Origin of the sequence: Streptomyces sp. NBC_01549 (genome assembly GCF_026339955.1) — a bacterium.
Classification (GTDB): domain Bacteria; phylum Actinomycetota; class Actinomycetes; order Streptomycetales; family Streptomycetaceae; genus Streptomyces.
This window is the reverse complement of the sequence record NZ_JAPEPW010000001.1, coordinates 7,299,405-7,324,297: the sequence shown is the minus strand read 5'-3', so window position 1 is coordinate 7,324,297 and position 24,893 is coordinate 7,299,405. Positions and strand designations below refer to the sequence as shown.

Annotated in this window: 24 protein-coding genes; 18 read left to right on the top strand and 6 right to left on the bottom strand. The window is 70.2% G+C overall.

Features of this window, described 5'->3' with window-relative positions:
• Positions 1-9 precede the first annotated feature (9 nt).
• Positions 10-1,545, bottom strand: coding sequence for an aminotransferase class V-fold PLP-dependent enzyme (locus OG819_RS32810; RefSeq protein ID WP_266652214.1), 1,536 nt, complete (start codon positions 1,543-1,545; stop codon positions 10-12).
• 167 nt (positions 1,546-1,712) lie between these two features.
• On the opposite strand from OG819_RS32810, the gene OG819_RS32805 reads away from it, so the two are divergent.
• Both OG819_RS32805 and OG819_RS32800 read left to right on the top strand, forming a co-directional pair.
• Positions 1,713-1,928, top strand: coding sequence for a DUF4177 domain-containing protein (locus OG819_RS32805; RefSeq protein WP_060898994.1), 216 nt, complete (start codon positions 1,713-1,715; stop codon positions 1,926-1,928).
• Between the two features lie 229 nt (positions 1,929-2,157).
• The gene (locus tag OG819_RS32800) at positions 2,158-2,958 is read left to right on the top strand and encodes a VOC family protein (protein WP_266638662.1); all 801 of its coding nucleotides are present in this window, start codon (positions 2,158-2,160) and stop codon (positions 2,956-2,958) included.
• A 41-nt stretch (positions 2,959-2,999) separates the two neighbouring features.
• On the opposite strand, the gene OG819_RS32795 is transcribed toward OG819_RS32800, so the two are convergent.
• Complete coding sequence (locus OG819_RS32795) at positions 3,000-3,995, bottom strand: DUF5937 family protein (protein WP_266652212.1); 996 nt, start codon at positions 3,993-3,995, stop codon at positions 3,000-3,002.
• 221 nt (positions 3,996-4,216) lie between these two features.
• On the opposite strand from OG819_RS32795, the gene OG819_RS32790 reads away from it, so the two are divergent.
• A complete protein-coding gene (locus OG819_RS32790) occupies positions 4,217-5,440 on the top strand; it encodes an MFS transporter (protein ID WP_266638664.1) in 1,224 nt (407 codons plus the stop codon).
• Here OG819_RS32790 and OG819_RS32785 read toward each other — a convergent pair.
• Positions 5,398-5,634, bottom strand: a complete 237-nt coding sequence (locus tag OG819_RS32785; RefSeq protein ID WP_266652210.1) for a DUF6296 family protein — start codon at positions 5,632-5,634, stop codon at positions 5,398-5,400. The two genes, OG819_RS32790 and OG819_RS32785, sit on opposite strands and share 43 nt — an antisense overlap.
• Positions 5,635-5,823: 189 nt before the next feature.
• Here OG819_RS32785 and OG819_RS32780 point away from each other — a divergent pair, with 189 nt between their 5' ends.
• The 9 genes from OG819_RS32780 to OG819_RS32740 all read left to right on the top strand — a co-directional run bounded on the left by OG819_RS32780 (position 5,824) and on the right by OG819_RS32740 (position 17,134).
• A complete protein-coding gene (locus tag OG819_RS32780) occupies positions 5,824-8,529 on the top strand; it encodes a SpoIIE family protein phosphatase (protein WP_266652208.1) in 2,706 nt (901 codons plus the stop codon).
• A gap of 150 nt (positions 8,530-8,679) precedes the next feature.
• A complete protein-coding gene (locus OG819_RS32775) occupies positions 8,680-9,138 on the top strand; it encodes a cyclic nucleotide-binding domain-containing protein (RefSeq protein WP_266652206.1) in 459 nt (152 codons plus the stop codon).
• 159 nt (positions 9,139-9,297) lie between these two features.
• Positions 9,298-10,068 (top strand): N-formylglutamate amidohydrolase, encoded by a 771-nt coding sequence (locus tag OG819_RS32770; RefSeq protein WP_266652914.1) that lies wholly within the window; start codon positions 9,298-9,300, stop codon positions 10,066-10,068.
• Between the two features lie 178 nt (positions 10,069-10,246).
• Entirely contained in the window at positions 10,247-11,494 is a 1,248-nt protein-coding gene (locus OG819_RS32765) for an IS701 family transposase (RefSeq protein ID WP_266652542.1), read from the top strand.
• A 269-nt stretch (positions 11,495-11,763) separates the two neighbouring features.
• Positions 11,764-12,234: an amidohydrolase family protein gene (locus OG819_RS32760; RefSeq protein ID WP_266638667.1), complete on the top strand. Its 471-nt coding sequence runs from the start codon at positions 11,764-11,766 to the stop codon at positions 12,232-12,234.
• A 49-nt stretch (positions 12,235-12,283) separates the two neighbouring features.
• Entirely contained in the window at positions 12,284-13,558 is a 1,275-nt protein-coding gene (locus tag OG819_RS32755; RefSeq protein WP_266652204.1) for a DUF4032 domain-containing protein, read from the top strand.
• A 107-nt stretch (positions 13,559-13,665) separates the two neighbouring features.
• A complete protein-coding gene (locus OG819_RS32750) occupies positions 13,666-15,342 on the top strand; it encodes an FAD-dependent oxidoreductase (RefSeq protein ID WP_266652202.1) in 1,677 nt (558 codons plus the stop codon).
• Complete coding sequence (locus OG819_RS32745) at positions 15,339-16,787, top strand: ATP-binding protein (RefSeq protein ID WP_266638669.1); 1,449 nt, start codon at positions 15,339-15,341, stop codon at positions 16,785-16,787. Before OG819_RS32750 ends, OG819_RS32745 begins: the two co-directional genes overlap by 4 nt.
• Positions 16,784-17,134 (top strand): UBP-type zinc finger domain-containing protein, encoded by a 351-nt coding sequence (locus OG819_RS32740; protein WP_266638670.1) that lies wholly within the window; start codon positions 16,784-16,786, stop codon positions 17,132-17,134. The genes OG819_RS32745 and OG819_RS32740 overlap by 4 nt, the downstream gene beginning before the upstream one ends.
• Before the next feature lie 12 nt (positions 17,135-17,146).
• On the opposite strand, the gene OG819_RS32735 is transcribed toward OG819_RS32740, so the two are convergent.
• The gene (locus tag OG819_RS32735; RefSeq protein ID WP_266418524.1) at positions 17,147-17,647 is read right to left on the bottom strand and encodes a VOC family protein; all 501 of its coding nucleotides are present in this window, start codon (positions 17,645-17,647) and stop codon (positions 17,147-17,149) included.
• Positions 17,648-17,822: 175 nt separating this feature from the next.
• Here OG819_RS32735 and OG819_RS32730 point away from each other — a divergent pair, with 175 nt between their 5' ends.
• From OG819_RS32730 to OG819_RS32705, 6 genes are all read left to right on the top strand, one after another.
• Positions 17,823-18,320 (top strand): hypothetical protein, encoded by a 498-nt coding sequence (locus tag OG819_RS32730; RefSeq protein ID WP_266638671.1) that lies wholly within the window; start codon positions 17,823-17,825, stop codon positions 18,318-18,320.
• Between the two features lie 762 nt (positions 18,321-19,082).
• Complete coding sequence (locus tag OG819_RS32725) at positions 19,083-20,366, top strand: phosphatase PAP2 family protein (RefSeq protein ID WP_266638672.1); 1,284 nt, start codon at positions 19,083-19,085, stop codon at positions 20,364-20,366.
• Between the two features lie 442 nt (positions 20,367-20,808).
• Positions 20,809-21,342 (top strand): hypothetical protein, encoded by a 534-nt coding sequence (locus OG819_RS32720; RefSeq protein WP_266638673.1) that lies wholly within the window; start codon positions 20,809-20,811, stop codon positions 21,340-21,342.
• On the top strand, positions 21,339-22,142 hold the full coding sequence (locus tag OG819_RS32715) for a HEAT repeat domain-containing protein (RefSeq protein ID WP_266638674.1): 804 nt from the start codon (positions 21,339-21,341) through the stop codon (positions 22,140-22,142). The genes OG819_RS32720 and OG819_RS32715 overlap by 4 nt, the downstream gene beginning before the upstream one ends.
• A 44-nt stretch (positions 22,143-22,186) precedes the next feature.
• The gene (locus tag OG819_RS32710) at positions 22,187-22,402 is read left to right on the top strand and encodes a hypothetical protein (RefSeq protein ID WP_266638787.1); all 216 of its coding nucleotides are present in this window, start codon (positions 22,187-22,189) and stop codon (positions 22,400-22,402) included.
• On the top strand, positions 22,342-23,079 hold the full coding sequence (locus tag OG819_RS32705) for a zinc-binding dehydrogenase (protein WP_266652200.1): 738 nt from the start codon (positions 22,342-22,344) through the stop codon (positions 23,077-23,079). The genes OG819_RS32710 and OG819_RS32705 overlap by 61 nt, the downstream gene beginning before the upstream one ends.
• Positions 23,080-23,173: 94 nt before the next feature.
• Here OG819_RS32705 and OG819_RS32700 read toward each other — a convergent pair whose 3' ends face one another.
• On the bottom strand, positions 23,174-23,779 hold the full coding sequence (locus tag OG819_RS32700; RefSeq protein WP_266638676.1) for a CGNR zinc finger domain-containing protein: 606 nt from the start codon (positions 23,777-23,779) through the stop codon (positions 23,174-23,176).
• A gap of 262 nt (positions 23,780-24,041) precedes the next feature.
• The gene (locus tag OG819_RS32695) at positions 24,042-24,788 is read right to left on the bottom strand and encodes an MBL fold metallo-hydrolase (protein WP_266652912.1); all 747 of its coding nucleotides are present in this window, start codon (positions 24,786-24,788) and stop codon (positions 24,042-24,044) included.
• Positions 24,789-24,893: the final 105 nt, after the last annotated feature.

The following is a 24,893-nucleotide window of genomic DNA, read 5'->3' as shown; positions in this document are numbered from 1 at the left end:
GGCAGACCCTCAGCACCCCACCCGAGCCGCCAGACCTGCCACCCCCGGCACCCGGTCGCGGTAGGTCTGTGTCACGAACGTCAGGAACGTCTCGATGTCCCTCGGCTGGGACGACACGCCCAGGGAGATGCGGACGGCACCCGCCGAGGGCAGCTGCAGCAGGCTCAAGTACTCCTCCGTCGAACCGAGTTGCCTGCCCGCGGCCGAGCGCAGCCGGCGCAGCGGGAGAGCGAACGCCGCCTCGCCGGCACCCGGGTTGCAGAAACATCCGGTCCGCAGCGAGATGCCGCGCGCGGCGCTGTCACGGGTGACGACGCGTTCATCGACGATCCGGCCGTCCGCTCCCAGCAGGTTCAGCGCGACCGTGCCGCCCCGGGCCGCCCCGGCGTCCAGGGGGCCGTACACGCGGACCATCGGGGAACCGTCGCTGTGGCGCAACGTCCCTAGGCCGGCGAGCAGCCGGCCGGTGAGGGCGGCGACGTGGGCGTGCACCCGGTCCATGCCGAGGCGGTCGATCCACTCCAGCCCGGCGGTGACGTCCGGGACGGACAGGAAGTTCACCGTGCCGTCCTCGAAGGCCGCCTCGTCGTCCGCGAGGACGTGCCACTGCGCCTGGGCGCTGACCGCGTAGATCGTGCCACCGGAGAACCAGGGCCGGCGCAGCTTGGCGAGGGCCTCCCGGCGGGCGATCAGACTGCCGATGCCGGTGGGGTGGCCGAAGACCTTGTACCAGCTGACCACGGTGAAGTCCGGGTGGAAACGGCTGAGGTCGAGCGGGTTCGTCGGCACGAAGGCGGCCGCGTCGAGCAGGACGTCGTAGCCGTGCTCCTGCGCCCGCGCGATCCACTCCAGCGGATGCTGGACACCGGTGAAGTTGCTCTGGGCCGGGTAGGCCAGCAGCCCGCGCGGCCCTGGGCCGCCTCGCCGCCCCGGCAGGCCCGCCCCGCCCGGCCGGCCCAGGAGACCGGGGCCTCCCCTTCGGCTCAGGCGGCTCAGGTGGCGCCCGGCACCGCGTCCGCGCGCGCTGAGCGCCTCCCACAGCCGTTCCTCGTCGATCCGCAGGCCGGTCCCGCTCACCGGGACGTACGCTGTCGCGGCTCCCCTGGCTCGCGCGTACTCGCGCAGACCGTTGACCGAGTTGTGGTTGTCCAGCGACATCACCAGCCTGCTCCCGCGCGCGAACGGATACGCCTCGCCGACCAGGCGCAGCGCGCCCGTGGCATTGGGCGTGAAGATCACGGCGTACTCGGCGGGATCGGCGTCGAAGTGCCGGAGCACGGCACGGCGGGCCTCGGCGAGCAGGAGTCCCGAGGCACGGGAGGCCGGGCTCTCGGAGTGCGGGTTGCCGAATAACCCGGTGATGAGGCGTTCGGCACTGCCCGTGACGAGCGAGCGCGGCGGGAGCCCCGCGCCCGTGTGGTCGAGGTAGGTGTGGCCGCCCTCGTCGAGATAGCCGAAGTCGCGCGTCCGTAACCCGGCGAAGCCGTCGACGCCCCCTTCGTCTCCGGTGGTGCCTATGTGGCCGCTGCTCCGCGCCTTGTCCATGAGTCCCCTCCGCCCGGCCGGTCCTTCACCAACGCCCTGAAACCGGCCCTCCGTGAAGCTTCAACAAAGGTATCCGTACGGACCGGGCCCTCCCCTGTGCGACGGCGACGAACAGTGATTGGGTGGGCCAGGCCATGCCGTTCGAACCGCAGGAGAATCCCGCAGTCATGAGCAACGCTTACACGTACGAGTACAAGGTCGTCACCTTCCGGGAGTCACTCATCGGCGACGCGCTGGACAGCGACAAGCTGGAGAAGGTTCTGAACAAGCACGCCGGGGACGGCTGGGCGCTCAAGGCGATCACGTCCGCCGACGTCAAGGGCCGCATAGGCCCCGGCGCGGTGGAGGGGCTGCTCCTGACCTTTGAGCGACCCCTAGGATAGGTCCGTTTATGCCCGCTTATGCACCTGCATGGTGCGCGGGAGGCCGACGCGGGGGATGCTGGAACTGATGGGACAGCGGATCCGCAGGTGCTCCTGAGCCGTCGGAGGCCTTCCGGTGCGGAAGGCCTCCCCGGGCTGGGCGGGTGTCGGTCGCCGGGCGTATGCCACCGACACCCCGGAGTACTCGCGTCCAGCCGCTGCCGACCAGTGAGGTCAGGACGGTGCAGCGATGAAGAGCGACGGAACACTCGCCCGTGCGGTTGTCTCCAGCCACTCGGTGTTCGGAGCGCCCTGCTGGGTCAGCCTGGCCACACGCGATCTGCGGGCCGCGCAGGATTTCTACCACGCCGTACTGGGCTGGGAGTGGCACGCGGGCAAAATGGGCAGGAAGTACCGTTTCGCACGGGTCAACGGGGTGCCGGTCGCGGGAGTCTCGGCGATGTCCGACTTCGGACCGGGAATGGCCACGTGGACCCCGTATTTCGCGGTGGCGAGTGCGGACGAGACGGTGTCCCGCAGTCAGGAGCGCGGGGGTACGACGGCGGTGGGGCCGATCTCGTTCCCGCCGGGGCGGGCGGCGCTGCTGGCCGACCGGGACGGAGCGGTGTTCGGCATCTGGGAGGGCGAGCTGGTGGCCGGCTGGGAGGAGTGGCGCCGCGCGGCACCGGTCTTCGTACGGCTGCACACCCGCGACGCCTTCGACGCCGCCATCTTCTACGCGGAGGTCCTGGAGTGGGCCTCCTCCGCCCCCGGGTCCTGCGAGGTCCACTACGAGGACAACGAGGTCGTACTGCGCAGCCGGGGCGACGTCGTGGCCCGTATCCACTCCGGCGCCATCGGAGCGGCGCCCGACCCGACGATCCGGCCGCACTGGCAGATCCACTTCACCGTCGACGACGTGGAGGCCGCCGCCCGGGCCACGCGCGCCCATGGTGGCACGGCCCACCAGCAGGGCGTCGGCTCGACCGAGGCCATCCTGACCGACCCCGACGGAGCGCACTTCACCGTCACTTCCAAGGGCGCCGGATAACTCACCCGCCGGGTATCTGATCTCCCAGGACGCCGGACGGTTCACCGGCCCCTGGCCGCCAGCGCGTCCCCCAGCGCCGTGCGTTCGTAGAGGACGTACTGCCCCTGTCGGTGCGACACCAGCAGTCCGGCCTCGCGCAGCACCAAGAGGTGGGCCGAGACGGACGAGGGGGCCAGATCGTGTCGGTTCGCCAGGGTCGTGGTCGAGGCGGGGCCGTCGAGGCCGACAAGGACGGCGGCACGGTGGGGTCCGAGCAGCCGGGCCAGGACGGCGGGCGCCTCGGCGGGAGCGGCCCCGGCCTTCGGGCCACCCGCGCCCCGGGCCGGATAGATCACCGTCGGCTGCCAGGGCCGGGCGAAGCCGCTCACCACATCCGGCCGTACGAAGACACTGGGCATCAGCAGCACGCCCCGCCCGTCGGGCCCCTGCGCCTCCTTCAGGTCGGCGTACATGCGCAGGGTGAGGGTGTCGTCCACCCACTCGACCTCCGGATGCAGATCGCCGAAGAGCGCTTCGAGGCCGCCGTCCGCCAACTGCCGTGAGCGGTAGGCGATATCGGCCTCCAGAAGGGCCTGGTGGCGGGGCCAGTCCGGAGCGAGCAGCGCGTGCCAGGCCCGCTCGGTGAGGTCGGCGAGGCGTCGCACGGTGCCCGCCGGGTCCTCCAGCGCCTTACGGCCGTACGGCGTTGCGGCGGCGCCGGGTGTGCAGGCGAGCGAACGCGCCAGCTCCGTACGGGCCATGGCGGGGTCGGTGGCGCGCATCAGGGCCAGCTCCTCGTCGAAGGAGGCGTTCGGCGTCCGCGGCGGAGGGCCCAGGAAGTCCGGGGTGTAGCCGCCCTTGCGCGGGATGAACAGCCACAGCTCCGCCAGGTCCAGGCCCGCCAGGACGTCGCGGACGCGGCGCAGCCAGTCGCGGTGGAAGGCGTGCCGGTCCGGGCGCCGCAGCATGCGCAGCGCCTCGTGCGTCTGGCAGAGCGGGGACACCGCGAACCGGCAGCGCGTCAGATCGTCGGTGCCAAGGTGCAGGGTCAGCGGCAAAACGGCCTCCGGGGAACCTCCGTCGAGCCTGCGACGGGCTCACGGGGCTTTGGGCGAGCGATTCGGCTCCAGCCGAAAGAGTAGTGGGCCGCACGAGGACGCCGCACGCTGGCCCGTGGCCGCGTCCGGCCACCCCTCGCCCCCTCACCGCCCCTCAAACACACCGCTCGACAGACCGCCTCGACAAGCGCTTCAACAACACTTCGCAGAAAGGCTCGTGGATGGCGAGCGTACGTCTCACCGCCTGGCGCAGGGCCGCCGTCGTGGCCGCGCTCATGCTGGCCGCGTTCACCTTCAACACCACGGAGAATCTGCCCGTCGGGTTGCTCCCGCTCATCGCGGACGACCTGCGTGTGTCGCTCGCCTCCGTCGGACTGCTCGTCACCGGCTACGGCCTGACCGTGGCCGTCGTCTCGCTGCCCGTCACGCACGTGACCCGGTCGATCCCGCGCCGCCATGTGCTGTCGGGCCTGCTGGGACTGCTCGTGCTGGCCAGCTGGATGTCGGCCCTGGGCGGCCTGTCGTACGGATTCCTGCTCGCGGCACGGATCGCGACCGCGCTGGCCCAGGCGCTGTTCTGGGCGGTGATGGGCCCGGTCGCCGTGGGGTTGTACCCGCCCGAACGGCGCGGGCGGGTGATCGGGCTGCTGTCCGTCGGGGGCTCGCTCGCCACGGTGCTCGGGGTTCCGGCCGGTACCTGGCTGGGCGGGCACGGCGGCTGGCGGGCGCCCTTCCTGGTGCTCGGGGGGCTCGGCCTCGTCGCGCTCGTCGCCGTCGCCGTCCTGCTGCCGACCTCGCGTCCCGAGGAAGGGCACGCGGCGTACGGGACGACTCCCGACGCCCGCCGGTTCGCCGTGGTGCTGGCGACCACCGCGTTGTCGGTGACCGGCGCCTTCGCGGGATTCACGTACGTCGTCGCCTTCCTCGACGAGGTGAGCGGTTTCTCCAGGGATTCGGTGAGCGCCGTACTGCTGGCGTTCGGCGTGGCGGGCATCGCGGGCGTCTCGGCGGCCGGCCCGCTCCTCGACCGCTTCCCGCGCGGAACCCTGACGGTCCCCGTGGCGACCCAGGCGGTGGCCCTGCTCGGCCTCTACCTGGGCGGTGGGCGCAGCCAAGCTGCGGCCGTCGCCCTGCTGATGCTGCTGGGCGCCTCCGTGGGCCCCGTCTTCATGGCCACGCAGAGTCAGGTCCTCCAAGTCGCGCCCGGGCGAACGGAACTGGCCCTCGCCTCGAACTCGGCCGCCTTCAACGCGGGGGTCGCGGCGGGCGCGTTGACCGGGGGCGCCCTGCTCCACGTCGCCGGGGTGCGCGGGACGTTCCTGGTGGGCGGAGTGCTCACCCTCGGTGCCCTGGCCGTGCTGACCTGGCCCGCGACCGGCCGGTCGCGGACGAGGGCAGGCGGTCAGGACAGTGGTTCGGCGGTGGGCACCATCGGCGACTGGTAACCGCCGCTGGCCAGCATCCGCACTTCCCCCGCCGCGCTGATCTCGGCGCGGAGGATGCCGGTGGGGTCCGAGTACACCGGGTTCCCACCCGGCCCAAAGGAGTCGGTCCGCTCGACCACCACCTCGTCGGTGATGACGCCGACGCCTGATTCCTGATGGGTGAAGACCAACCGGTAGCGGTCCGGACTGTGCATGACGACCTCCCGTACCCGAGACACGTCAGAGATACATATGCGGTCATATCGACCCACCTCCATGATGCGGCCGGAACAGCCCGACAGCATCACTATCCGAGCGGCCCGCACCACGGGGTCCTGACCGGCCTCTGCCACACCACGTGATGCCCCTCGCCTCGGGGCGCCCGGCAGTGTAGACATAGGCACATGGTCCGACTCTTGGGTCGATCCCGGGCTCAGTCGACCCCTCGCCCAGGCGGTCCGCGCACGCGGCGCGGACCCGCGTCGGGATCGCGCTCCGCACTGGGCGGGCGCAGTGTCGCGGGCCAGGTGTTCGTGCTGCAAGTGGCGATCGTGCTGCTGCTGATCGTCTCCGCGGTGGTGGCGCTGGTGCTGCAGGTGCGGCACGACAGCACGCAGGAGGCCCGTAACCGTTCGCTGGCCGTCGCGGAGACGTTCGCCAACGCGCCCGGCACCCGCGAGGCGCTGAGCAGCCCCCACCCCACGCTCGAGCTGCAGCCGCGGGCCGAGGCCGCCCGCAAGCGGTCCCACATGGACTTCATCGTCGTGATGAACACCGACGGGATCCGCTACACCCACCCCAAACAGGACCGGATCGGAAAGAAGTTCGTCGGGAACATCGCGCCCGTGCTGGCCGGCCAGTCCATCACCGAGGAGATCAACGGGACCATCGGGCCGCTGGTGCAGGCCACGGTTCCCATCGAGGCGCCCGACGGCAAGGTCGTGGGCATGGTGTCGGCCGGTATCACGACCGCCAGCGTGGGCGGTGCGGCGAACCGGCAGCTGCCCCTCCTGCTGGGTGCCGCGGCCGCGGCGCTCGCCCTGGCCACCGCCGGGACGGCGCTCGTGAGCCGGCGCCTGATGCGCCAGACGCACGGCCTGGGCCCGTACGAGATGACCCGGATGTACGAGCACCACGACGCGGTGCTGCACGCCGTGCGGGAGGGAGTGATCATCGCCGGCGGCGAGGGACGGCTGCTGCTCGCCAACGACGAGGCCCAGCGCCTGCTCGATCTGCCCTCCGACGCCGAGGGCCGGCATGTCCTGGAACTCGGCCTCGAGGCGGACACCGCCGAGCTGCTGGCCTCGGGACGGGTGGCCACCGACGAGGTGCACCTGGTCGGGGACCGGCTGCTGGCCATCAACCAGCGGCCCACCGACCTCCAGGGCGGCCCGCCCGGCAGTGTCGCCACCCTGCGCGACTCGACCGAGCTGCGCGCGCTGTCCGGCCGGGCCGAGGTGGCCCGCGAGCGCCTCAAGCTCCTGTACGACATCGGGGTGGGCGTCGGTACCAGCCTGGACGTGACCCGCACCGCCGAGACGCTGGCGGAGGTGGCCGTTCCGCGGTTCGCGGACTTCACGACCGTGGACCTGGCGGACGCCGTTCTGAACGGGCAGGAGCCCGACGGGGTCACCGAGCTGCGCCGTACCGCGAGCAGCGGAATCCGCAAGGACGCCCCGCTCTACCCGGTGGGCGAGAAGATCCGCTTCATCGCCTCCACCCCCCAGGCCCGGAGCCTGCGCACGGGCGAGGCCGTCGTCGAGCCCGACCTCGAAGAGGCCCCCGGCTGGCTCGCCCAGGACCTGGAACGCACGACGCAGGTCGTGGACTACGGCATCCACTCGCTGATCACCGTGCCCCTGCGGGTGGGCCCCCTGGTGATGGGCGTCGTCAACTTCTGGCGCTCCCAGAAGCCCGAGCCCTTCGACGAGGAGGAGCTGGCCCTCGCCGAGGAACTGGTCGCCCGTGCCGCCGTCTCCATCGACAACGCGCGCCGCTACACGCGCGAGCACACCATGGCCGTGACGCTGCAGCGCAGTCTGCTGCCGCGCAACCTCCCCGAGCAGAGCGCCCTGGACATCGCCTACCGTTACCTTCCGGCGCAGGCGGGAGTGGGCGGGGACTGGTTCGACGTGCTGCCGCTGTCCGGCGCCCGGGTCGCGGTCGTCGTAGGCGATGTCGTCGGCCACGGACTGCACGCGGCGGCCACGATGGGACGCCTGCGAACCGCCGTCCACAACTTCTCCGCCCTGGACCTGCCGCCCGACGAGATCCTCGGGCTCCTCGACGAGCTGGTCGGCCGCATCGACCAGGACGAGGCGGCGGCGGACAGCAGCGCCGCGATCACCGGCGCCACCTGCCTGTACGCCGTCTACGACCCGACCTCCCAGCTCTGCACCGTCGCCCGGGCCGGCCATCCGCCCCCGGCGCTGGTCCGGCCCGACGGCAGCGTGGAGTTTCCCGACGTGCCCGCCGGGCCCCCGCTGGGGCTCGGGGGTCTGCCGTTCGAGACGGCGGAGCTCAAGCTGGAGGAGGGCAGCCGCCTGGTGCTCTACACCGACGGGCTCGTCGAGCACCGGGAACGGGACATCGACGAGGGACTCGAGCTCCTGCGCGCCGCCCTCGCGGGGACCGACCGGTCACCGGAGGACACCTGCCAGGCCGCCCTCGACGCCCTGCTCCCGGCCCGGCCGAGCGACGACATCGCCCTGATCGTCGCGGGCACCCGCGCGCTCGGCGGCGAGCACATCGCCGAGTGGGAGGTACCGTCCGAACCGGCGGCCGTCGCAGAGGTACGCGCCTCGGTCACCCGGCAGCTGGCGGAGTGGGACCTGGACGACATGGCGTTCACCACCGAGCTGATCCTCAGCGAACTGGTCACCAACGCGATCCGCTACGGGAGCGGCACCATCCAGGTCCGCGTGCTGCGTGACCGCAGTCTGATCTGCGAGGTCTCCGACAGCAGCAGCACCTCACCCCGCCTGCGGTACGCGGCCACCACGGACGAGGGCGGGCGCGGCCTGTTCCTCGTCGCCCAGCTCGCCGAGCGGTGGGGCACCCGCTACACCCAGGCCGGGAAGGTCATCTGGGCCGAACAACCGCTGTCCTGAGCGGCCCGCGGAAGGGCGCACGGCCTCGATCCGGTCCCCCGGCGCGACGAATTCCGTGGTTGCCGGTCCAATGGAGGGTGACGGGATATACCGGTACGACATGTGCCGTCGCGTCCACGGGGCCCTGCGGCGGTGCGACGGAGGTCCGCGATGCCCACTGCTTTCCGGCTGCTGCCCGCCCTCGCCCCCGACCATCGGGAACGACTGATGTCCCTGGCCCGGGAGGTCTCCTTCCCGGCGGACGGAAAGATCTTCGAGGCAGGGGGAACCGCGGACCGCTTCTGGGTGGTCCGCTCCGGAACGGTCTCCCTGTACCAAAAGGTCGTCGGGGAGCGACGCATTTCCGTGGCGACACTGGGTCCCGGCGATCTGCTCGGCTGGTCATGGCTGTTCCCGCCGCACCACTGGGACTTCGGCGCCGAGGCGTTCAGTCCTGTACGCGCGTACGAGTTCGATGCCGCGGAGGTGCGCACGCTCTGCGCGCAGGATCCGGCGCTGGAGTTGTCGCTGACCCGGACGATCGCCGCGATCCTCGCGCACCGGCTGGAGACGACCCGGGCGGCCCTGATCGAGCACTACGCGCGCCACGGCGGTGGCGGAGTGCACTGATGCGCGCGGCCGGGAGCCGGGCTGCGATAGGAATCTCACGTGAACCAGACTCCTGACCACAACGCCACTCCTGACGGCGAGGGGGCTCCCGGTCCCGACAGGGCTACCGGACCCCACGGTGCCCCCGGTCCCGACGGGGCGGCCGACTCCTTCGAGCTCCTGCCCGGTGCCCCCGACTCCCCCGTCATCCTGCACGTCCCGCACTCCTCGCGACGCATTCCGGCGCCGGTGCGCGCCGGCATCGCGCTCGACGACGCGGCGCTGGAGCGGGAGTTGAACCACATCACGGACGCGCACACCGCGGAGCTGGCCGCGGCCGCGGCGCGTGCGGCCGTGGTCACGCCGTGGCGGTTCGTGAACCGACTGTCCCGACTGGTGGTCGATCCCGAACGCTTTCCCGACGAACGGGAGGAGATGCTGTCCGTCGGGATGGGCGCCGTCTACACACGGACGACCCATCGCGCACCTCTGCGGTCCGCCGAAATCGACCCGCGACCACTGATCGACCGCTACTTCCACCCGTACGCGGCCGCCATGACGGCGGCGGTGGCGGACCGGCTCGCCGTCGCCGGGCGGGCGGTGATCGTCGACGTCCACTCGTATCCGGCGGCCCGGATGCCGTACGAACTGCACGGCGACGGTCCGCGACCGCAGGTCTGTCTGGGGACCGACTCCTTTCACACCCCACCCGAGCTGGTCGCCCTCGCGGAGAAGGCGTTCGCGAGCCTGAGCGGCGTCGCGATCGACAGTCCGTTCTCCGGCGCGTACGTCCCGCTGCGCTACTACGAGAGGGATCCGCGGGTCACCGCCCTGATGGTGGAGATCCGGCGGGACACGTACATGACCGAACCGGGAGGCCCCACGGGCCCGGGATTCTCGCGGCTCACCTCGGCGCTGACGGCTCTCGTCGACGCCATGGTCAGCGAGTGAAGCGCCAACAGGTCTGACCGAAGCGCTTGCCCCTGCCGCGAGTCCCGCGTCCCTGGTTTCCTCTCCCATGAAGTACTGACTCCGCGCGCGGACCCCCCTAGTAGGGCTTTGTTACGTACCCTGGTTGATCGTTCCGAGGTAGTCTCGTGATGTCCTGTCAGGTGTGACACCTGAGGAGATGGACGAGATCCGCCCCCGCTTGGAGGCGTTCGCAGCCGAGATGCTCGGCACGGTGAAACGCCGGGACCAGCGGGCCAAGGGCGAGCTGTACGTGCGTGGGCTGATGCTGGACGGCAAGCGCAAGTCGATGCAGCCGATGGCCGAGCGTCTGGGCGTGGACCACCAGCAGCTGCAGCAGTTCATCTCCTCCTCCACCTGGGACTACGTCGAGGTGCGGCGCCGGGTCTCGCGGTGGGCAGCGGCGCACATCACCCCGGAGGCGTATGCGATCGACGACACGGGCTTCCCAAAGGACGGGTACGACTCCCCTGGGGTGGCCCGGATGTACTGCGGCGCCTTGGGCAAGCGCGGAAACTGCCAGATAGCGGTCAGTGTCAACTTGGTCAGCGACCACGCCTCAGCGGCCGTCAACTGGCGGCTGTTCATCCCCGACAGCTGGGACGACGCCGCATCCGGGGACGACCCGCTGCTGGCCGAGGCGATCCGCCGACGCCGCCAGCGGGCGGGCATCCCCGACCAGGTCCGCCACAAGGAGAAGTGGCGCCAGGCGCTGGAGATGCTCGACGAGGTCCGCGGCCAGTGGGAACTGCCCGGTCTGCCGGTGGTCGCCGATGCCGGTTACGGCGATGCCACCGGCTTCCGCCTGGGCCTGACCGAACGCGGTCTCGCCTACGCGGTCGCCGTCAAAGGAACCACCACCGCCTACCCCGGTGAGGCGTTGCCCGAGCGTCCGCCCTACAGCGGCCGCGGCCGCCCGCCCCGGCCCGCCTACCCGATGCCGCACAGCACCCTGCGTGACCTCGTCCTGGCCGCCGGGCGGGGCGCCGCCCGCACCGTCACCTGGCGCCAGGGCACCAAGAGCGGTCCGCGCAACCCACGGGCCGACATGCGCTCGCGCTTCGTGGCCATGCGCGTGCGCCCGGCCAACCGCGACATCCCCCGTGACCTGGACGGCAGTCTGCCCGAGTGCTGGCTGCTGGCCGAATGGCCACCCGGCGCCGCCGAGCCCACCGACTACTGGCTCTCCACCCTGCCCGCCGGCACCCCGCTACGCGAACTCGTCCGTATCGCCAAGATCCGCTGGCGGGTCGAGCACGACTACCGTGAGCTCAAGGACGGCCTCGGCCTGGACCACTTCGAAGGCCGCAGCTACCTCGGCTGGCACCGGCACGTGACCCTGGCCGCCCTCGCCCAGGCCTTCTGCACCATGCTCCGCCTCGACCCAAAAGTCCCTGCGCCGGCCTGACCCTCTACGCGGTTCTGCGCGCGTTACAGAAGATCCTGGCCACCTGGACCGGCGCCTGCTCGATATGCGGCCACCCCGCCCCCACACCCGAACCCCACCACAGGACCTAACAAAGCCCTACTAGGGTCGGGATGAGCAATCGCTTGGCCACGAGCGGCGGCTGCGCGGGGTGGCGGGCGCGGACCTGACCAAGCCCGTCGCGGCCGTGCGGGAGCTGCGGCGGGCCGTCCAGGAGCTGGGCTTCGTGGCGCTCAGGATCGTGCCGTGGCTTGTGGCAGCTGCCGCCCACCGACAGGCTCTACTACCCGCTGTACACCGCCTGCGTCGAGCTGGGCATCCCGTTCTGCACCCAGGTCGGACACACCGGACCGCTGCGCCCCTCCGAGACGGGCCGGCCGATTCCGTACATCGACCAGGTCGCGCTGGACTTCCCCGAACTGACCATCGTCTGCGGGCACATCGGCTACCCGTGGACCACTGAGATGATCTCGGTGGCCGACAAGCACGCCAACGTCCACATCGACACCAGCGCCTACACCGCCCGCCGCTACCCGACCGAGCTGGTCGACTATCTGCGCGGGCGGGGACGGCGCAAGGTCCTCTTCGGCTCCAACTACCCCATGATCGCGCCGAGTCAGGCCCTCGAGCACCTTCCTGACCTGCGTCTCGACGAGGAGACGACCGAGCTGTTCCTGTCGGGCAACGCCCGCCGTGTCTTCCGCCTCGGGGATCATTCATAGATGCTGGGGTCAGATACACGCTCGACCCCGAGGTGAGGGCAGCCCGTCGATGGCTTTGCAGATCAGCGCCACCAACCCGGAGCACCCCGCGCTCCTGCTCGAACTGCCCTGGCAGCTGCCGCTGGAGGAGTGGCCGGAGCACTACCTGGTCCCCCTGCCGCGCGGCATCTCACGCCACGTGGTGCGCTACGCGCGCGCCGGAACCGAGGTCGTGGCCGTCAAGGAGCTCGCCGAGCGGCCCGCCCTGCGCGAGTACGAGCTGCTGCGCAGCCTGGACCGGCTCTCCATCCCCGCCGTGGACCCGCTGGCCGTGGTCACCGGGCGCACCGACGGCGAGGGCGGACCGCTGGAGCCCGTCCTCATCACCCGGCACCTCGGCGGCTCGATGCCGTACCGGTCGATGTTCGAGACGACCATGCGGCCCGCCACCATGCACCGCCTGATGGACGCGCTGGCCGTGCTGCTGGTGCGGCTGCATCTGGCGGGGTTCGCATGGGGCGACTGCTCGCTGTCGAACACGCTGTTCAGGCGCGACGCCGGAGCGTACGCGGCGTATCTCGTCGATGCCGAGACCGGGGAGCTGCACCCGCAACTGAGCAGTGGGCAGCGGGAGTACGACCTCGATCTCGCCCGTGTGAACATCAGTGGGGAGCTGCTGGACCTGGAGGCGTCCGGGGCCCTGCACCCCTCCGTCGACCCGATCGAGTTCGGCACGGAGATCTGCGCGCGCTACCAGAGCCTGTGGGAGGAGCTGACCCGCACGTCCGTCTACCCGGCGGGCAAGCACCACTACATCGACCGCCGGATCCGGCGCCTCAACGACCTCGGTTTCGATGTCGCCGAGATGCAGATCGCGCACTCCTCCAACGGGGACACGGTGACCTTCGTGCCCAAGGTCGTCGACGCGGGCCATCACCAGCGCCAACTGCTACGGCTGACCGGACTCGACGCCGAGGAGAACCAGGCACGCCGGCTCCTGAACGACCTGGAGAGCTGGATGGCCACCCAGGACGACTACGCGCCCGGCGACCCCCTGGCCGCCCGCCCGGAGGTCCTCGCCCACCGCTGGGTGCGGGACGTGTTCCGGCCGACCGTCCGGGCGGTGCCGCTGGACCTGCGCGGCTCCATGGACCCCGCGGAGATCTACCACGAGCTGCTCGAACACCGCTGGTACCTGTCCGAGCAGGCCCAGCACGACATCGGCCTGGACACCGCCGTGGAGGACTACGTCACCAACATTCTCCCCAAGACGCGGGAGTCCCTGCTGCCACCGGCCGAGGCCCCACCGGGCCCGCGTGAGCGACCTGCTCCGGACAGTTCCTGAGCGGCGGCGAGCGATCGTACTTACGATTGAGCGTGTACCGGCCGTGCGGCGTCGCCCGGCGTAGGCATCGGCCGGGACGACACTGATCCGCTCGGGGTGGGAGACGTATGGCACAGGCCGCCAGTACAGCGCGGACCGTCATTCTGACCGTGGATGACGATCCCGGGGTGTCGCGCGCCGTGGCGCGCGACCTCAGGCGCCGCTACGGCGAGTCGCACCGGATCGTGCGCGCGGAGTCCGGGGAGACCGCGCTGGACGCGCTCCGGGAGCTGAAGCTGCGGGGTGACCAGGTGGCGGTGATCCTCGCCGACTACCGGATGCCGCAGATGAACGGCATCGAGTTCCTTGAGCAGGCCCTCGACGTGTACCCGGGCGCGCGCCGGGTGCTGCTGACCGCGTACGCGGACACGAACGCGGCGATCGACGCGATCAACGTGATCGATCTGGACCACTATCTGCTCAAGCCGTGGGATCCGCCGGAGGAGAAGCTCTACCCGGTCCTCGACGATCTTCTGGACGCCTGGCGGACCAGCGACTACCGGCCCGTGCCGACCTGCAAGGTGGTCGGACACCGGTGGTCGGCGCGCTCGTCGGACGTACGGGAGTTCCTGGCCCGCAACCAGGTGCCCTACCGCTGGTACTCGTCCGACACGCCGGAAGGGCAGCGGCTGCTGTCCGCCGCCGGCCAGGACGGGGAGCGACTGCCGCTGGTGATCACACCGGACGGCACGCCACTGATCGAGCCCGCCGACCCGGATCTCGCGGCGAAGGTCGGGCTGGCCACGACGCCGACGTCGGAGTTCTACGACCTCGTCGTCATCGGCGGCGGTCCGGCCGGACTCGGAGCGGCAGTCTACGGGGCGTCCGAGGGGCTGCGGACCGTGCTCGTGGAGCGGTCGGCCACCGGCGGGCAGGCCGGGCAGAGCTCGCGCATCGAGAACTACCTCGGCTTCCCGGACGGGGTGTCCGGGGGCCAGCTCACCGACCGGGCGCGCCGGCAGGCGGCGAAGTTCGGCGCCGAGATCCTCACCGCGCGCGAGGTGACCGGCCTCGAGGTCACCGGAGCGTCCCGCACCATCCGCTTCTCGGACGGCTCGGCGATCTCCGCGCACGCGGTGATTCTGGCGACCGGCGTGTCGTACCGGCAGCTGGAGGCACCCGGCCTGGCGGATCTCACCGGATGCGGGGTCTTCTACGGTTCGGCGCTGACCGAGGCGGCCGCCTGCCAGGGCCACGACGTGTACATCGTGGGCGGGGCGAACTCGGCCGGGCAGGCTGCCATGTACCTGTCGCGGGGCGCCAAGTCGGTCACCCTCCTCGTACGCGGGACGTCGTTGGCCGCCTCGATGTCGCACTATCTGATCCAGCAGATCGAGGAAGCGCCCAACATCTCGGTGCGGACCGGCACGGTCGTGGACTCCGCGCATGGCTCGGACCATCTGGAGCAGCTCACCCTGCGGGACGTGACGAGCGGGCACACCGAACTCGTCGACGCGCAGTGGATGTTCGTGTTCATCGGCGCGGCCCCGCTCACCGACTGGCTGGAGGGAACGGTGGTGCGGGACGGATGCGGATTCATCCCGGCGGGGCCGGACATGACCCCCGACGGGCAGCCGCCCAAGGGCTGGGAGCTGGACCGGCCGCCCTACCACCTGGAGACCAACATTCCCGGCGTGTTCGTGGCCGGGGACGCGCGTGCGGAGTCCGCGAAGCGGGTCGCTTCCGCGGTCGGAGAGGGAGCCATGGCCGTCATGCTCGTCCACCGTTATCTGGAGCAGTCGTGAGCGGGCGGCCGATGCCGTGCGACATGGCGGAGCTCAGCACGCTGTTCCTCTTCGAGAAGCTGGACGCGGACCAGCTGGAGCGGCTGTGCAGGGAAGGCCGGGTCGAGGAGTTCGACCCCGGTCCCGTCTACACCGAGGGCGAGCCGGCCACCTGCTTCTTCGTGCTCCTCGAAGGCACTCTCGTGATGTCACGCCGCGTCGGCGGCGACGACGTGGAGACCACCCGCAGCTCCCAGCGCGGGGTGTACGCGGGGGCCACCCAGGCCTATGTGGGCGGCCCGGATCAGGCGCGCTACATGGGCTCCGTGCGCGTCACGGTGCCCTCCCGGTTCTTCATCCTGCCTGCCGAGACCTTCTCCTCGATCATGCGGGACTGGTTCCCCATGGCCGTACATCTGCTGGAAGGGCTGTTCTTCGGCACCCAGAACACCCAGCGGACCATCGGGCAGCGCGAACGACTGCTGGCACTCGGTTCGCTGTCGGCCGGGCTGACCCACGAGCTCAACAATCCGGCCGCGGCGGCGGTCCGGGCCACCTCCGCGCTGCGTGAGCGGGTCGCGAAGATGCGGCGGAAGCTCGGCGCGATCGCCGCGGGCCCGTTCGAGCGCGACACCCTGGAAACCCTCATGGAGATCCAGGAGCGGACCGCCGAGCAGGTCGCCAAGGCCACGCCGCTGAGCCCGCTGGAGGCCTCCGACCGGGAGGACGCGCTCGCCGACTGGATGGACGACCACGACATCACGGGCGGCTGGCAGATCGCGCCGACGTTCGTGCAGGCGGGGCTCGACACGGACTGGCTGGACCAGGTCGCGGCGGCCGTGGACGAGGAGACGCTCCAGGGCGCGGTCCACTGGCTGAACTACACCGTGGAGACCGAGCTCCTCATGAACGAGATCGAGGACTCCACGACCCGTATCTCGCGCCTCGTGGAGGCGGCCAAGCAGTACTCGCAGCTGGACCGGGCGCCCTATCAGGTCGTCGACGTCCACGAACTGCTGGGCAGCACGCTGATGATGCTCTCCGGGAAGATCGGCTCCGGCGTCAAGCTCGTCAAGGAGTTCGACCGTACGCTGCCCAAGATCCCCGCATATCCGGGCGAGTTGAACCAGGTGTGGACGAACCTCATCGACAACGCCGTCTCGGCGATGGACGGCGAGGGGACCCTGACCGTGCGCACCGCGCTCGATCACGACGATCTGCTCGTCGAGTTCCGCGACACCGGTCCCGGGGTACCGCCCGAGATCCGCGACCGCATCTTCGACCCGTTCTTCACCACCAAGCCGGTGGGTGAGGGCACCGGGCTCGGTCTGGACATCTCGTGGCGGATCGTCGTCAACAAGCACCACGGGAGTCTTCAGGTGCAGTCCGTCCCGGGCGACACTCGTTTCCTGGTCCGTCTTCCCCTGACCGCCGCGGACACCGAAATACCCGAGGAGCCTTCATGACCCATCCCGCCGGAATCGACCCGAGCGTCCCACCGAGCGGTACGGGGTGCGGGGACTGCGACGCCGTCGGCGGCTGGTGGTTCCATCTGCGTCGCTGTACGCAGTGCGGCCACATCGGCTGTTGCGACGATTCGCCCGCCAAGCACGCCACGGCGCACGCGCAGAGCACCGGCCATCCCATCATCCGCAGCTTCGAACCCGGCGAGGCCTGGTTCTGGAACTACGACACGTCCGAGATGTACGAGTCGGGCCCGGAACTCGCTCCCCCGGTGTGCCACCCCGAGGACCAGCCGGTACCGGGTCCTGCGGGGCGGGTACCGGCGAACTGGGTGGAAACGCTGCGCTGACTCGCCGCGCTGTCAGAGCACGGAGTTGCCGTACATCTCGCCGAGCGACTCGGCGAGGAGTTCGACGCGGGCGCCGTCGGGATCACGGAAGTAGAGCGAAGTACCGCTCTCCTCCTCGTAGTCGACCCCGGCGGCGCCGAGCCGTTCGCGCAGCCGCTGCCAGGTGGTGGGGTCGACCGAGATGGCCAGGTGGTGCAGTCCGCCGAGCACCTCGGCGTAGGGGCCGAGGTCGAGGCCGGGGAAGTCGAAGAAGGCCAGCAGATTGCCGTTGCCGACGTCGAAGAAGAAGTGGGTGGAACCCTTGTAGTCGCGGTTCTCGATCACCTCGGTGAGCGGGAACTCCAGGATGCCCTGGTAGAAGCGGACGGTCCGCTCGACGTCCGCGGAGAGCAGCGCCACGTGGTGCACTCCGCGCGCCGAACTGGCCGGCCGGTCCGAGGCCAGATGCGTGTCGCGGATGCGCGTACGTTCCGCCTCGATCGCCGCGAGGTCCAGGGGCTCAGGTGCACTCATGGGATACTCCGTCCGCCATTCAACCACTTTGTTCCCACTCTAGACCTCTCGGCCGTGCCTGGGCCACCGTTCGGAGTCGTCGGGGTCGCGGCTGATCGGTGAGCGGGCCCGGTTCGGTCAGACTCCGGCCGGTGGCGGTCACGCTTGATTGACGGTCCAAGAGGGGGCGGAACGGATGGGGTTGGTGCGCGCACTGCCGCCGTTGCCGAGGAGTCGGCCGGCCTGGGCGGAGGCGGCGCCGACCGTGCCGGACGTACGGTGGTCACCGGCGCGACCGGCGTCCCTGCCGCATCTGCGGGCACAGCCGCGGTTCGGCCTGGGCCGACGGGACGAGGCGCTGGTGTCGACCGGGAAGCGCGTGGCGGCGTACCACCGTCCGGCGCCCACGCGCCGGGAGCGGGCGTTGGTGCGCGTCTCCCTGGTGCGGGCGCGCGTGCTGGGCGAACTGGAGGAGCGCGCCGAGGAGTTGAGCACCCGCCGGGAGCGTGCGGGCGACCGAGCGCAGCGCCGCCGTCCGCCGGCGTGCCGCAACCCTAGCCTGCACGAGCCGGAACTCGCCCGCGTCCCGGCCTACTTGAGCCTGTGCCGACAGAGCGACGGCGACTTCGACGGCGCGGTCACCGTCGCCCGCGAGTCGGTGGCGCTCACCCGGCGCCTGGCCGAGTCCGACTGACCCACCTACCACGCCCTGACCGCCCGCCGCCTGCGAGTCCTCGGGCGCGCCCTCCGTCGTAGCGGCGACCACGCGATGGCCGTCGCCTGCCACGAGGAGTCGGAGTCGGTCCTGGAGGACGTGGCGGGAGGCGCCGAAGCAGCACCGCACGCGTCCGCCCTCGCGTCCACCCTCGCTGCCGCTCGGTCCGGCTTGGCCCGCTCACTCGACGGGGCGGCGCGGGCCCATCTGGCCGACGACCGCTCCGCCGAGGCGGTCGCCGCGCCGTCTTCCCTCCTCGCCCTCACCCGTCGCACCGACCAGACCGACGTCCACGCCAAAGTTCCATACCCTCTTCCGCTCGACCCCGCCCGGCATCAAGCAGGCCGCCCGCCTCGACGGCACCGGCCCTTGGCGCACCTTCTTCGCCATCACCGTCCCGATGAGCACACACGCTTGAGAGCCACCGATCGCCACTGAGAGCCATTGGGTAGTCCGGTGACGCCCTCGATGCCCGCCATCGAGCGCAGGATCGATCGACCGGCCTTCGGACCACCCGTGACCAGCGGAGCCCACCATCACCGCTCGGATAGCATGCTCGAACTCACAACGAGTGCCCTGATCGCCTGCCCTTCACCGGAAAACCGTGCTATCCGGCATAAAGGGTGACCTATTCAACCAACGTCTAGCAAATCGGCCAAACACTTGATACCTAGAGCATCGCGGGTGTTTTCGCGAATAAACTGGAGAAATACGTTCGCCGCGTGGCGTCAACCACGGGCGATGCTGTGGACCGCGGCAGGTGTGGCGACCCTCGGATTCCTCATCGCACTGGAGATCGCCGCTCGTCGCTACGGCCTACCGGGGCCGATCACCAACCAGGCACGAGAGGTGATATTCGCCCCCAAGTCGGGTTTCCTGCTGTACGCCGGTATGGCGTTGATGATGGTGGTGCTCACTTGGCGGCAACGGTTCATCGCAGCTGGGGTCGCGATCGGTATCGACGTCGCCATCTTTCTGGTGCGGTGGTCGGTCGACGCCGAGGTGACCACCGGCCACCCCTTCGGCAACGGCGCGTTGTGGGTGATTTTGGGCTGTGCCGTCATCGCCGTCACGCGCCGCACAGGCCGGGAACGTGTTCTGCTGCTCAAGGCTGTCGGGCTGGGCCTGCTGCTGGTGACCGGCCGCAAGACCGGCGACACCTGGCTACTCATCACGTCGAAGACCCGCCCGGCTGTGCTCGACCAGTACGTGGCAACCGCCGATCACGCGCTGGGCAACCCCTCGTGGGTGGTGGGCCGGATGGTCGCTGCCACCGGCCCGATCGGCGCCCATGTCCTCGACTACGTCTACGTTCAGCTGGCGATGGCCGCGGTCATCGTCGCGATGTACCAGCTACGTGACGTGGCGGTCGAGCGCCGCTTCCCGCGCCATCATCTGGTACGCACGTTTCTGGTCATCGGCCTCCTCGGGCCGGGCATCTACATGATCTTCCCGGTGGTCGGCCCGGTCTTCGCCTACGGCGCTGACGGCGGGCACTGGGCGGTGAGCAACATATGGCCGAACACGGCGCCGCCGATCATCACCCCGCACCACATGCCGTTCGACGAGATCACCCCACGCAACTGCATGCCCAGCCTGCACACAGCGTGGGCTACCGCGATCTTCATTCACTCCCGCAGGGGCCCACGAATTCTGCGATTCGCAGGTGCGTTCTGGCTGATAGCCACGCTCGGCGCAACACTGGGATTCGGCTACCACTACGGCTCGGATATCGTTGCCGGCGTGGTGTTCACGCTCACGATAGAGTCAGCGCTGCGCTCGCTCGACCGTGGCTGGGACAGGTCAGGAATCCAGCTGGTCACCTACAGTGCAACGGTCTTCGCCGCACTCTTGCTGTCCTATCGCTATCTGCCGATGGAGATGGCCGGACATCCGTGGGTGTTTGGACCACTTCTCATTCTGGCGATGACCTCGGTAATCCACCTCTACGTGCGGACCACCAGACTGTGGGATCCGAAGGCCGCACCAACGCGGCAACCGACACCGCAACCCGAACTGGTCTGAGTCACGTTGCTCGAACTGCTCGTCCCCGCGCGGTCTTCGTGCTGGTCAGTGCGTCCTTGGTCGGAGCACAGAATCAGCCGAAGGCCGCGCCCACGCCCGGCGATTCCCGATCCAGGCGGTCATGTAGAGGCCGTGTCCTCGCCGTCGAATCCGGTACCGCCGGCCAGTTGTTGACCAAACTGCCCGATGTCCATCGCGCGGAGCCCGGCGTGGCCGCCGTCGATCTGATCCGTCCTCCCCGGCACATACACCCAACCACTCCGCCGACGACACGTCAGAGACCAGGACCTCGAACACTCACTCGACTTGCTCTTCAACCCTTCGACCGCTGCAGGGCGATGAGCGTCTTCTCCCGGCGGACCGGCGCAACGTCCTCAAGCACGGACAGGTCCTAGGGCGACCCGAGTTGGGGGCGCGTAGACGGTACGGCTTGAATACGGTCATGGACTCCCCGATCTGGGCCTCGCTGTCGGCCGCCGAACGCTCCGTTGTGGACGGTCTGATCCAGCGGGACCACCGGATCGCGGCAGTCGCCCGCGTGCGTGAGGCGTTCCGAGCCGAATCCAGGCCGGGCCTGTATGAAACGCTCGATGTGGTGGCAGAGCGCTACCGGGAGCTGGGCCGACGGTTCGAGGGATATCCGACCCCGCCGCTGAACCTGGTGACGCTCACGGAGAAGATCCAGACGTTGCCCGGCCGGACGGTGGCCATCGAGGCGCTGTGGGACGGTGACACCGAGGGCTGGTGCGTGGACCTGATGGCGCTCACAGACGTCCCGGCTGCCGAGCACCGGCTCGCCACCATCCGGCACGGCAGTGACCTGCGACTGTTCAACGGCGAAGTCCCGCCATGGCCCGAAGCGCAGGAAGCGGAGACGGTCGGTCGTGCCCTGGCCGAGCAGTTCGACGTGCCGTTCCACTTCGCCAGCTCCGATCGGCCCGACGACGACGCCCCCCGCTGGAGGGCCACCTCGTGAGCAAAACTGCCACACAGCTCGACACCCTTGCTGCCGCGCTGGCGGACCCCGACTCCGACCTGGACCAGATCGCAGACCTGGAAGACGAACTGGTGGCCGCTCGAGACACAGGCCTGATCCCACGCCTGCAAAAGCACCTTGCCGCCGCGGTGGACGCCGGGAACTCGTACGGACGCCACGTGCTCTGCAACATTCTGGCCGCGACAGCCGGCTCCAAAGCCCTCCCCGAGCTGCTGCGGGCCTTCGCCCACGATCTGGGCGACGACCAGGACTCCCTGTCGGCGATACTGACCGACTTCGCTCACCAGGACCGCGCTTGTGCGCGCAGCATCGTCCTGCCATGGGCTGCGGGCCCCGACCCGGACCTGCGCAGGGCAGCGCTGTGGCTGCTCGGCTTCGTTCCCGAACCGAGCGACCTCGATCTCCTGGCCGGCGCCGTCCAAGATCCGGACGACAGAGTCCGCAGCGTGGCGGTGGGAACCATCGGCAGCCACACGAAGACCACACCCCAGGCCGTCGATCTGCTGACGGCCCTGCTCGTGGACCTCAGCCCCCAGGTACGAGTGAACGCCCTGTGCTCCCTCGGCTTCGCCCGACAGCCCAGGACCCTGTCGGCGATCCGCCGCCTCGCCAAGGACGACAGCGCGCGGGTACGGGCCTGGGTCGCCATCGCCCTGAGCCGGTTCCCAGGTCCTGAACCGGCGAGCTTGGCAGTCCTGGACGTGCTCGCTCGCGACTCAGACGCCTTTGTCCAACAGCAGGCTGTCGCTGCCCGAAAGAAGCTCACCGCCTGCGCCTGACCGACCCGGAAGCACCCGTGCGCGGTCAGGTCCTCATCCGCACCATGGCCCTCCCGGTGCACCGTGGTGATCTCCTCGCCGTCGAGTCCTACCCCGGGACGGCTGCGGAGCCGGTTCCGGTGGGCGCGGAAGCGACCGGCGTGGTGGAGGCCATCGGCCCGGGTACGCACGGGCACCGGGCGTCGAGGTCGGTGGCCGCGTGGCGGTCTTTCCCCTGCCGGGGGGATGGTCGCAGTGGATCCTGGCGGACGCCGAGATGATCGTCCCCGTGCCGGACGAGCTGCCGGACGAGGTCGCCGCGCAGATGCGGGTGAACCCACTCACCGCGGTGATGCTGCGGCGGCAGGCGCAGGAGCACCTGGCCTTCGGATACGACGGTGTTCTGGTGCAGACGGCCGCGGGCTCGTCGGTCGGGCGGCTGGTCACGGGTGTGTGCCAGTTCCACAACATGGGCCTGGTCAACGTCGTCCGCAGCGAGCGCGGCGCCGCCGAGATGCGCAAACGGTTCCCGGACGTCCCGGTCGTGGCGACAGAACATGCCGGCTGGGCCGACGAGGTCCGCAGGGCAGCCGGCGGCCGCCCGGTCAGTGTGGCCTTCGACCCGGTCGGCGGGAAGCTGACTGAAGGCCTTCTGGACCTGTTGGCGCCGGGCGGGAAACTGGTCAGCTACGGGGAGCTCGCCGAGGAGCCGATCTCGGTGCACGCGTCGACGCTGCTGCACAAGTCACTGACGCTGCGCGGCGCGACCCTGGGCCGGTGGCTGTACGAGGCCTCCCCCGAGAGGCGGGCATCCGACGTGGCTGCCGCGACGCAGATCGCGCTGACGCTCAAGGACCAGTTCGACGTGGCCGCCACGTACCCCCTCGGCGAGCTGGCCGATGCCGTGGAGCACGCGGTACGGCCCGGCAAGATCGGCTCCGTCCTCATCCGCCCTTGATGGCTGCCCCTACCCGGACGGCAAGATCGTGCGACAAACGACACGCGCCGACAACCGAGGCACAACGGCGAGGACCGCGCCGGACAGTCGACTGTCAGGCCTGGTCGGCGCCGGCCCGCTTGCGCGCACGATAGTTGCGCAGGTTGGCCGCGTTGCCGCAGACGTGGACGTCGTGCCAGACGCCACTGTTGTTGCGGGAGCGGTCGTAGAAGGCGGTCAGGCAGCGCGTGTTTCGGCAAGACTTCAGGCGGCGCAGCGTATCGGTGCACTGTGCCTCGTAGGCCTCGATGAGCGCGAGCGACGCAGCCTGCCGCCATCCCGTGCCCCGGGGCTCAGCGTAGATGGCCCCGTCTTCGTCGAGCCGCAGACCGGTGGGCAAGGTCATCAGCGAAGCCGCCGGGCCGGGCTCCGCCGCCGAGTCACCGGGCTGTCCGTGGAGGCTCTGGCCCAGGTCATGACGGAAGTCGCGGAGGCCCTGCAGGTCCTCGGCTGTCAGTTCGATGCCGGGTGCGGGCCGGTGGGTCGCGCCACTCCAGCTCTTCAATGCCTGGTCAAGCCAAGCACGGGCGCCCTCAACGGTCTCCAGAAGGTCGGGCTCCCGGGGCTTTCCGGCGGACAGTGTGTTGAGCAGGTCCTGCACGAAGGCCAGCCCGCCCGGGGCGGGCTCCAGGCCGTATCGGGCTGTCGCAGTCCAGGACATTCGCGGACCTCTTTCGATGACGGCAGCTACGGCAACATGCCCATAGCCTATTCACTTATTACGTTTGGAAGTGTAACTCTCCACATGACGAGGGCCAGCTTCCCGAAGTTCCAGGTGGGGTCCGGCCGGTTCGCCCACGCAGGCCGCGCTGCTTGGGCGAGTCCCGAACAGAAGCATCTGGACGTCGGATATGCACTCAGCTGACGCCTCCTCGCCCCGGGCGCCCCGACCACTGCGGGACCGGGCGGCCAGGCCCGGCCGCTCAGCCCTTGGCGGACCTCGCCGAGCCCCACAGTGCGCCCCGGTTGACCCGGCCGGGATGCAGTTCCAACATGCCTCGGTAAAGGTCGAGCGTGGTCGTGGTGCGCTCTGCGACCGCCTCGAAGTCGTGGATGTAGCGCCGGGTGTCGGCGATTGCCTTCGGGTCATCAGGACGGTCGGGGTTCTTGTGTCCCGCGACCACCGCTTCCGGCTCCAGCGCGGCGATGGTGTCGAGCGCGTCCAGCCAGGCTCGGCGGCCCTCCGCGGGTGATTCGGCGAGGTAGAGGCGCACATCGTTGTAGACGGCGTCTCCGGCCACGACCAAGCCGATCGACGGCACGTGCAGACAGGTGGTGTCATCGGTGTCCGTGTGTCCGAGTCCCACGACGACGAGGTCGTGACCCTCCAGCTCCAACCGATCACCGGCCAGCGGCTCCGCGGCCACGAGCCTGTCCGGGATCTGGCCGGGGAAGCGCTTGTCCCAGAACGACGCGACGAACTCCGGCGCCGTCTGCTTCTTCATCTGCTCCACCACCGCCGGCGTTGCCACTGCGCGCGCCCCCGGGAAGCGCTCAAGAAGGGTGCCCAGCCCGAACCAGTGGTCACCGTGCCCGTGCGTCACGAAGACCGTGGTGAGGTTCATGCCGCTCGCCGCAACCCAGTCGGCCAGCCGGTCGGCCTGCTCGGCAGTCATCAGCGCGTCGACCAGCACCGCGTCGCGCTCGCCCGTGATCAGTGTGGCCGTGATGGGCGACCACCCACATGTCGGTACCTGTGAATGCTGCCTGGCCTGTCGTACTTCTCCAGTCGAAAGTAACTCGACTCAACGACAGAGTCAATCAGCGTATGATTA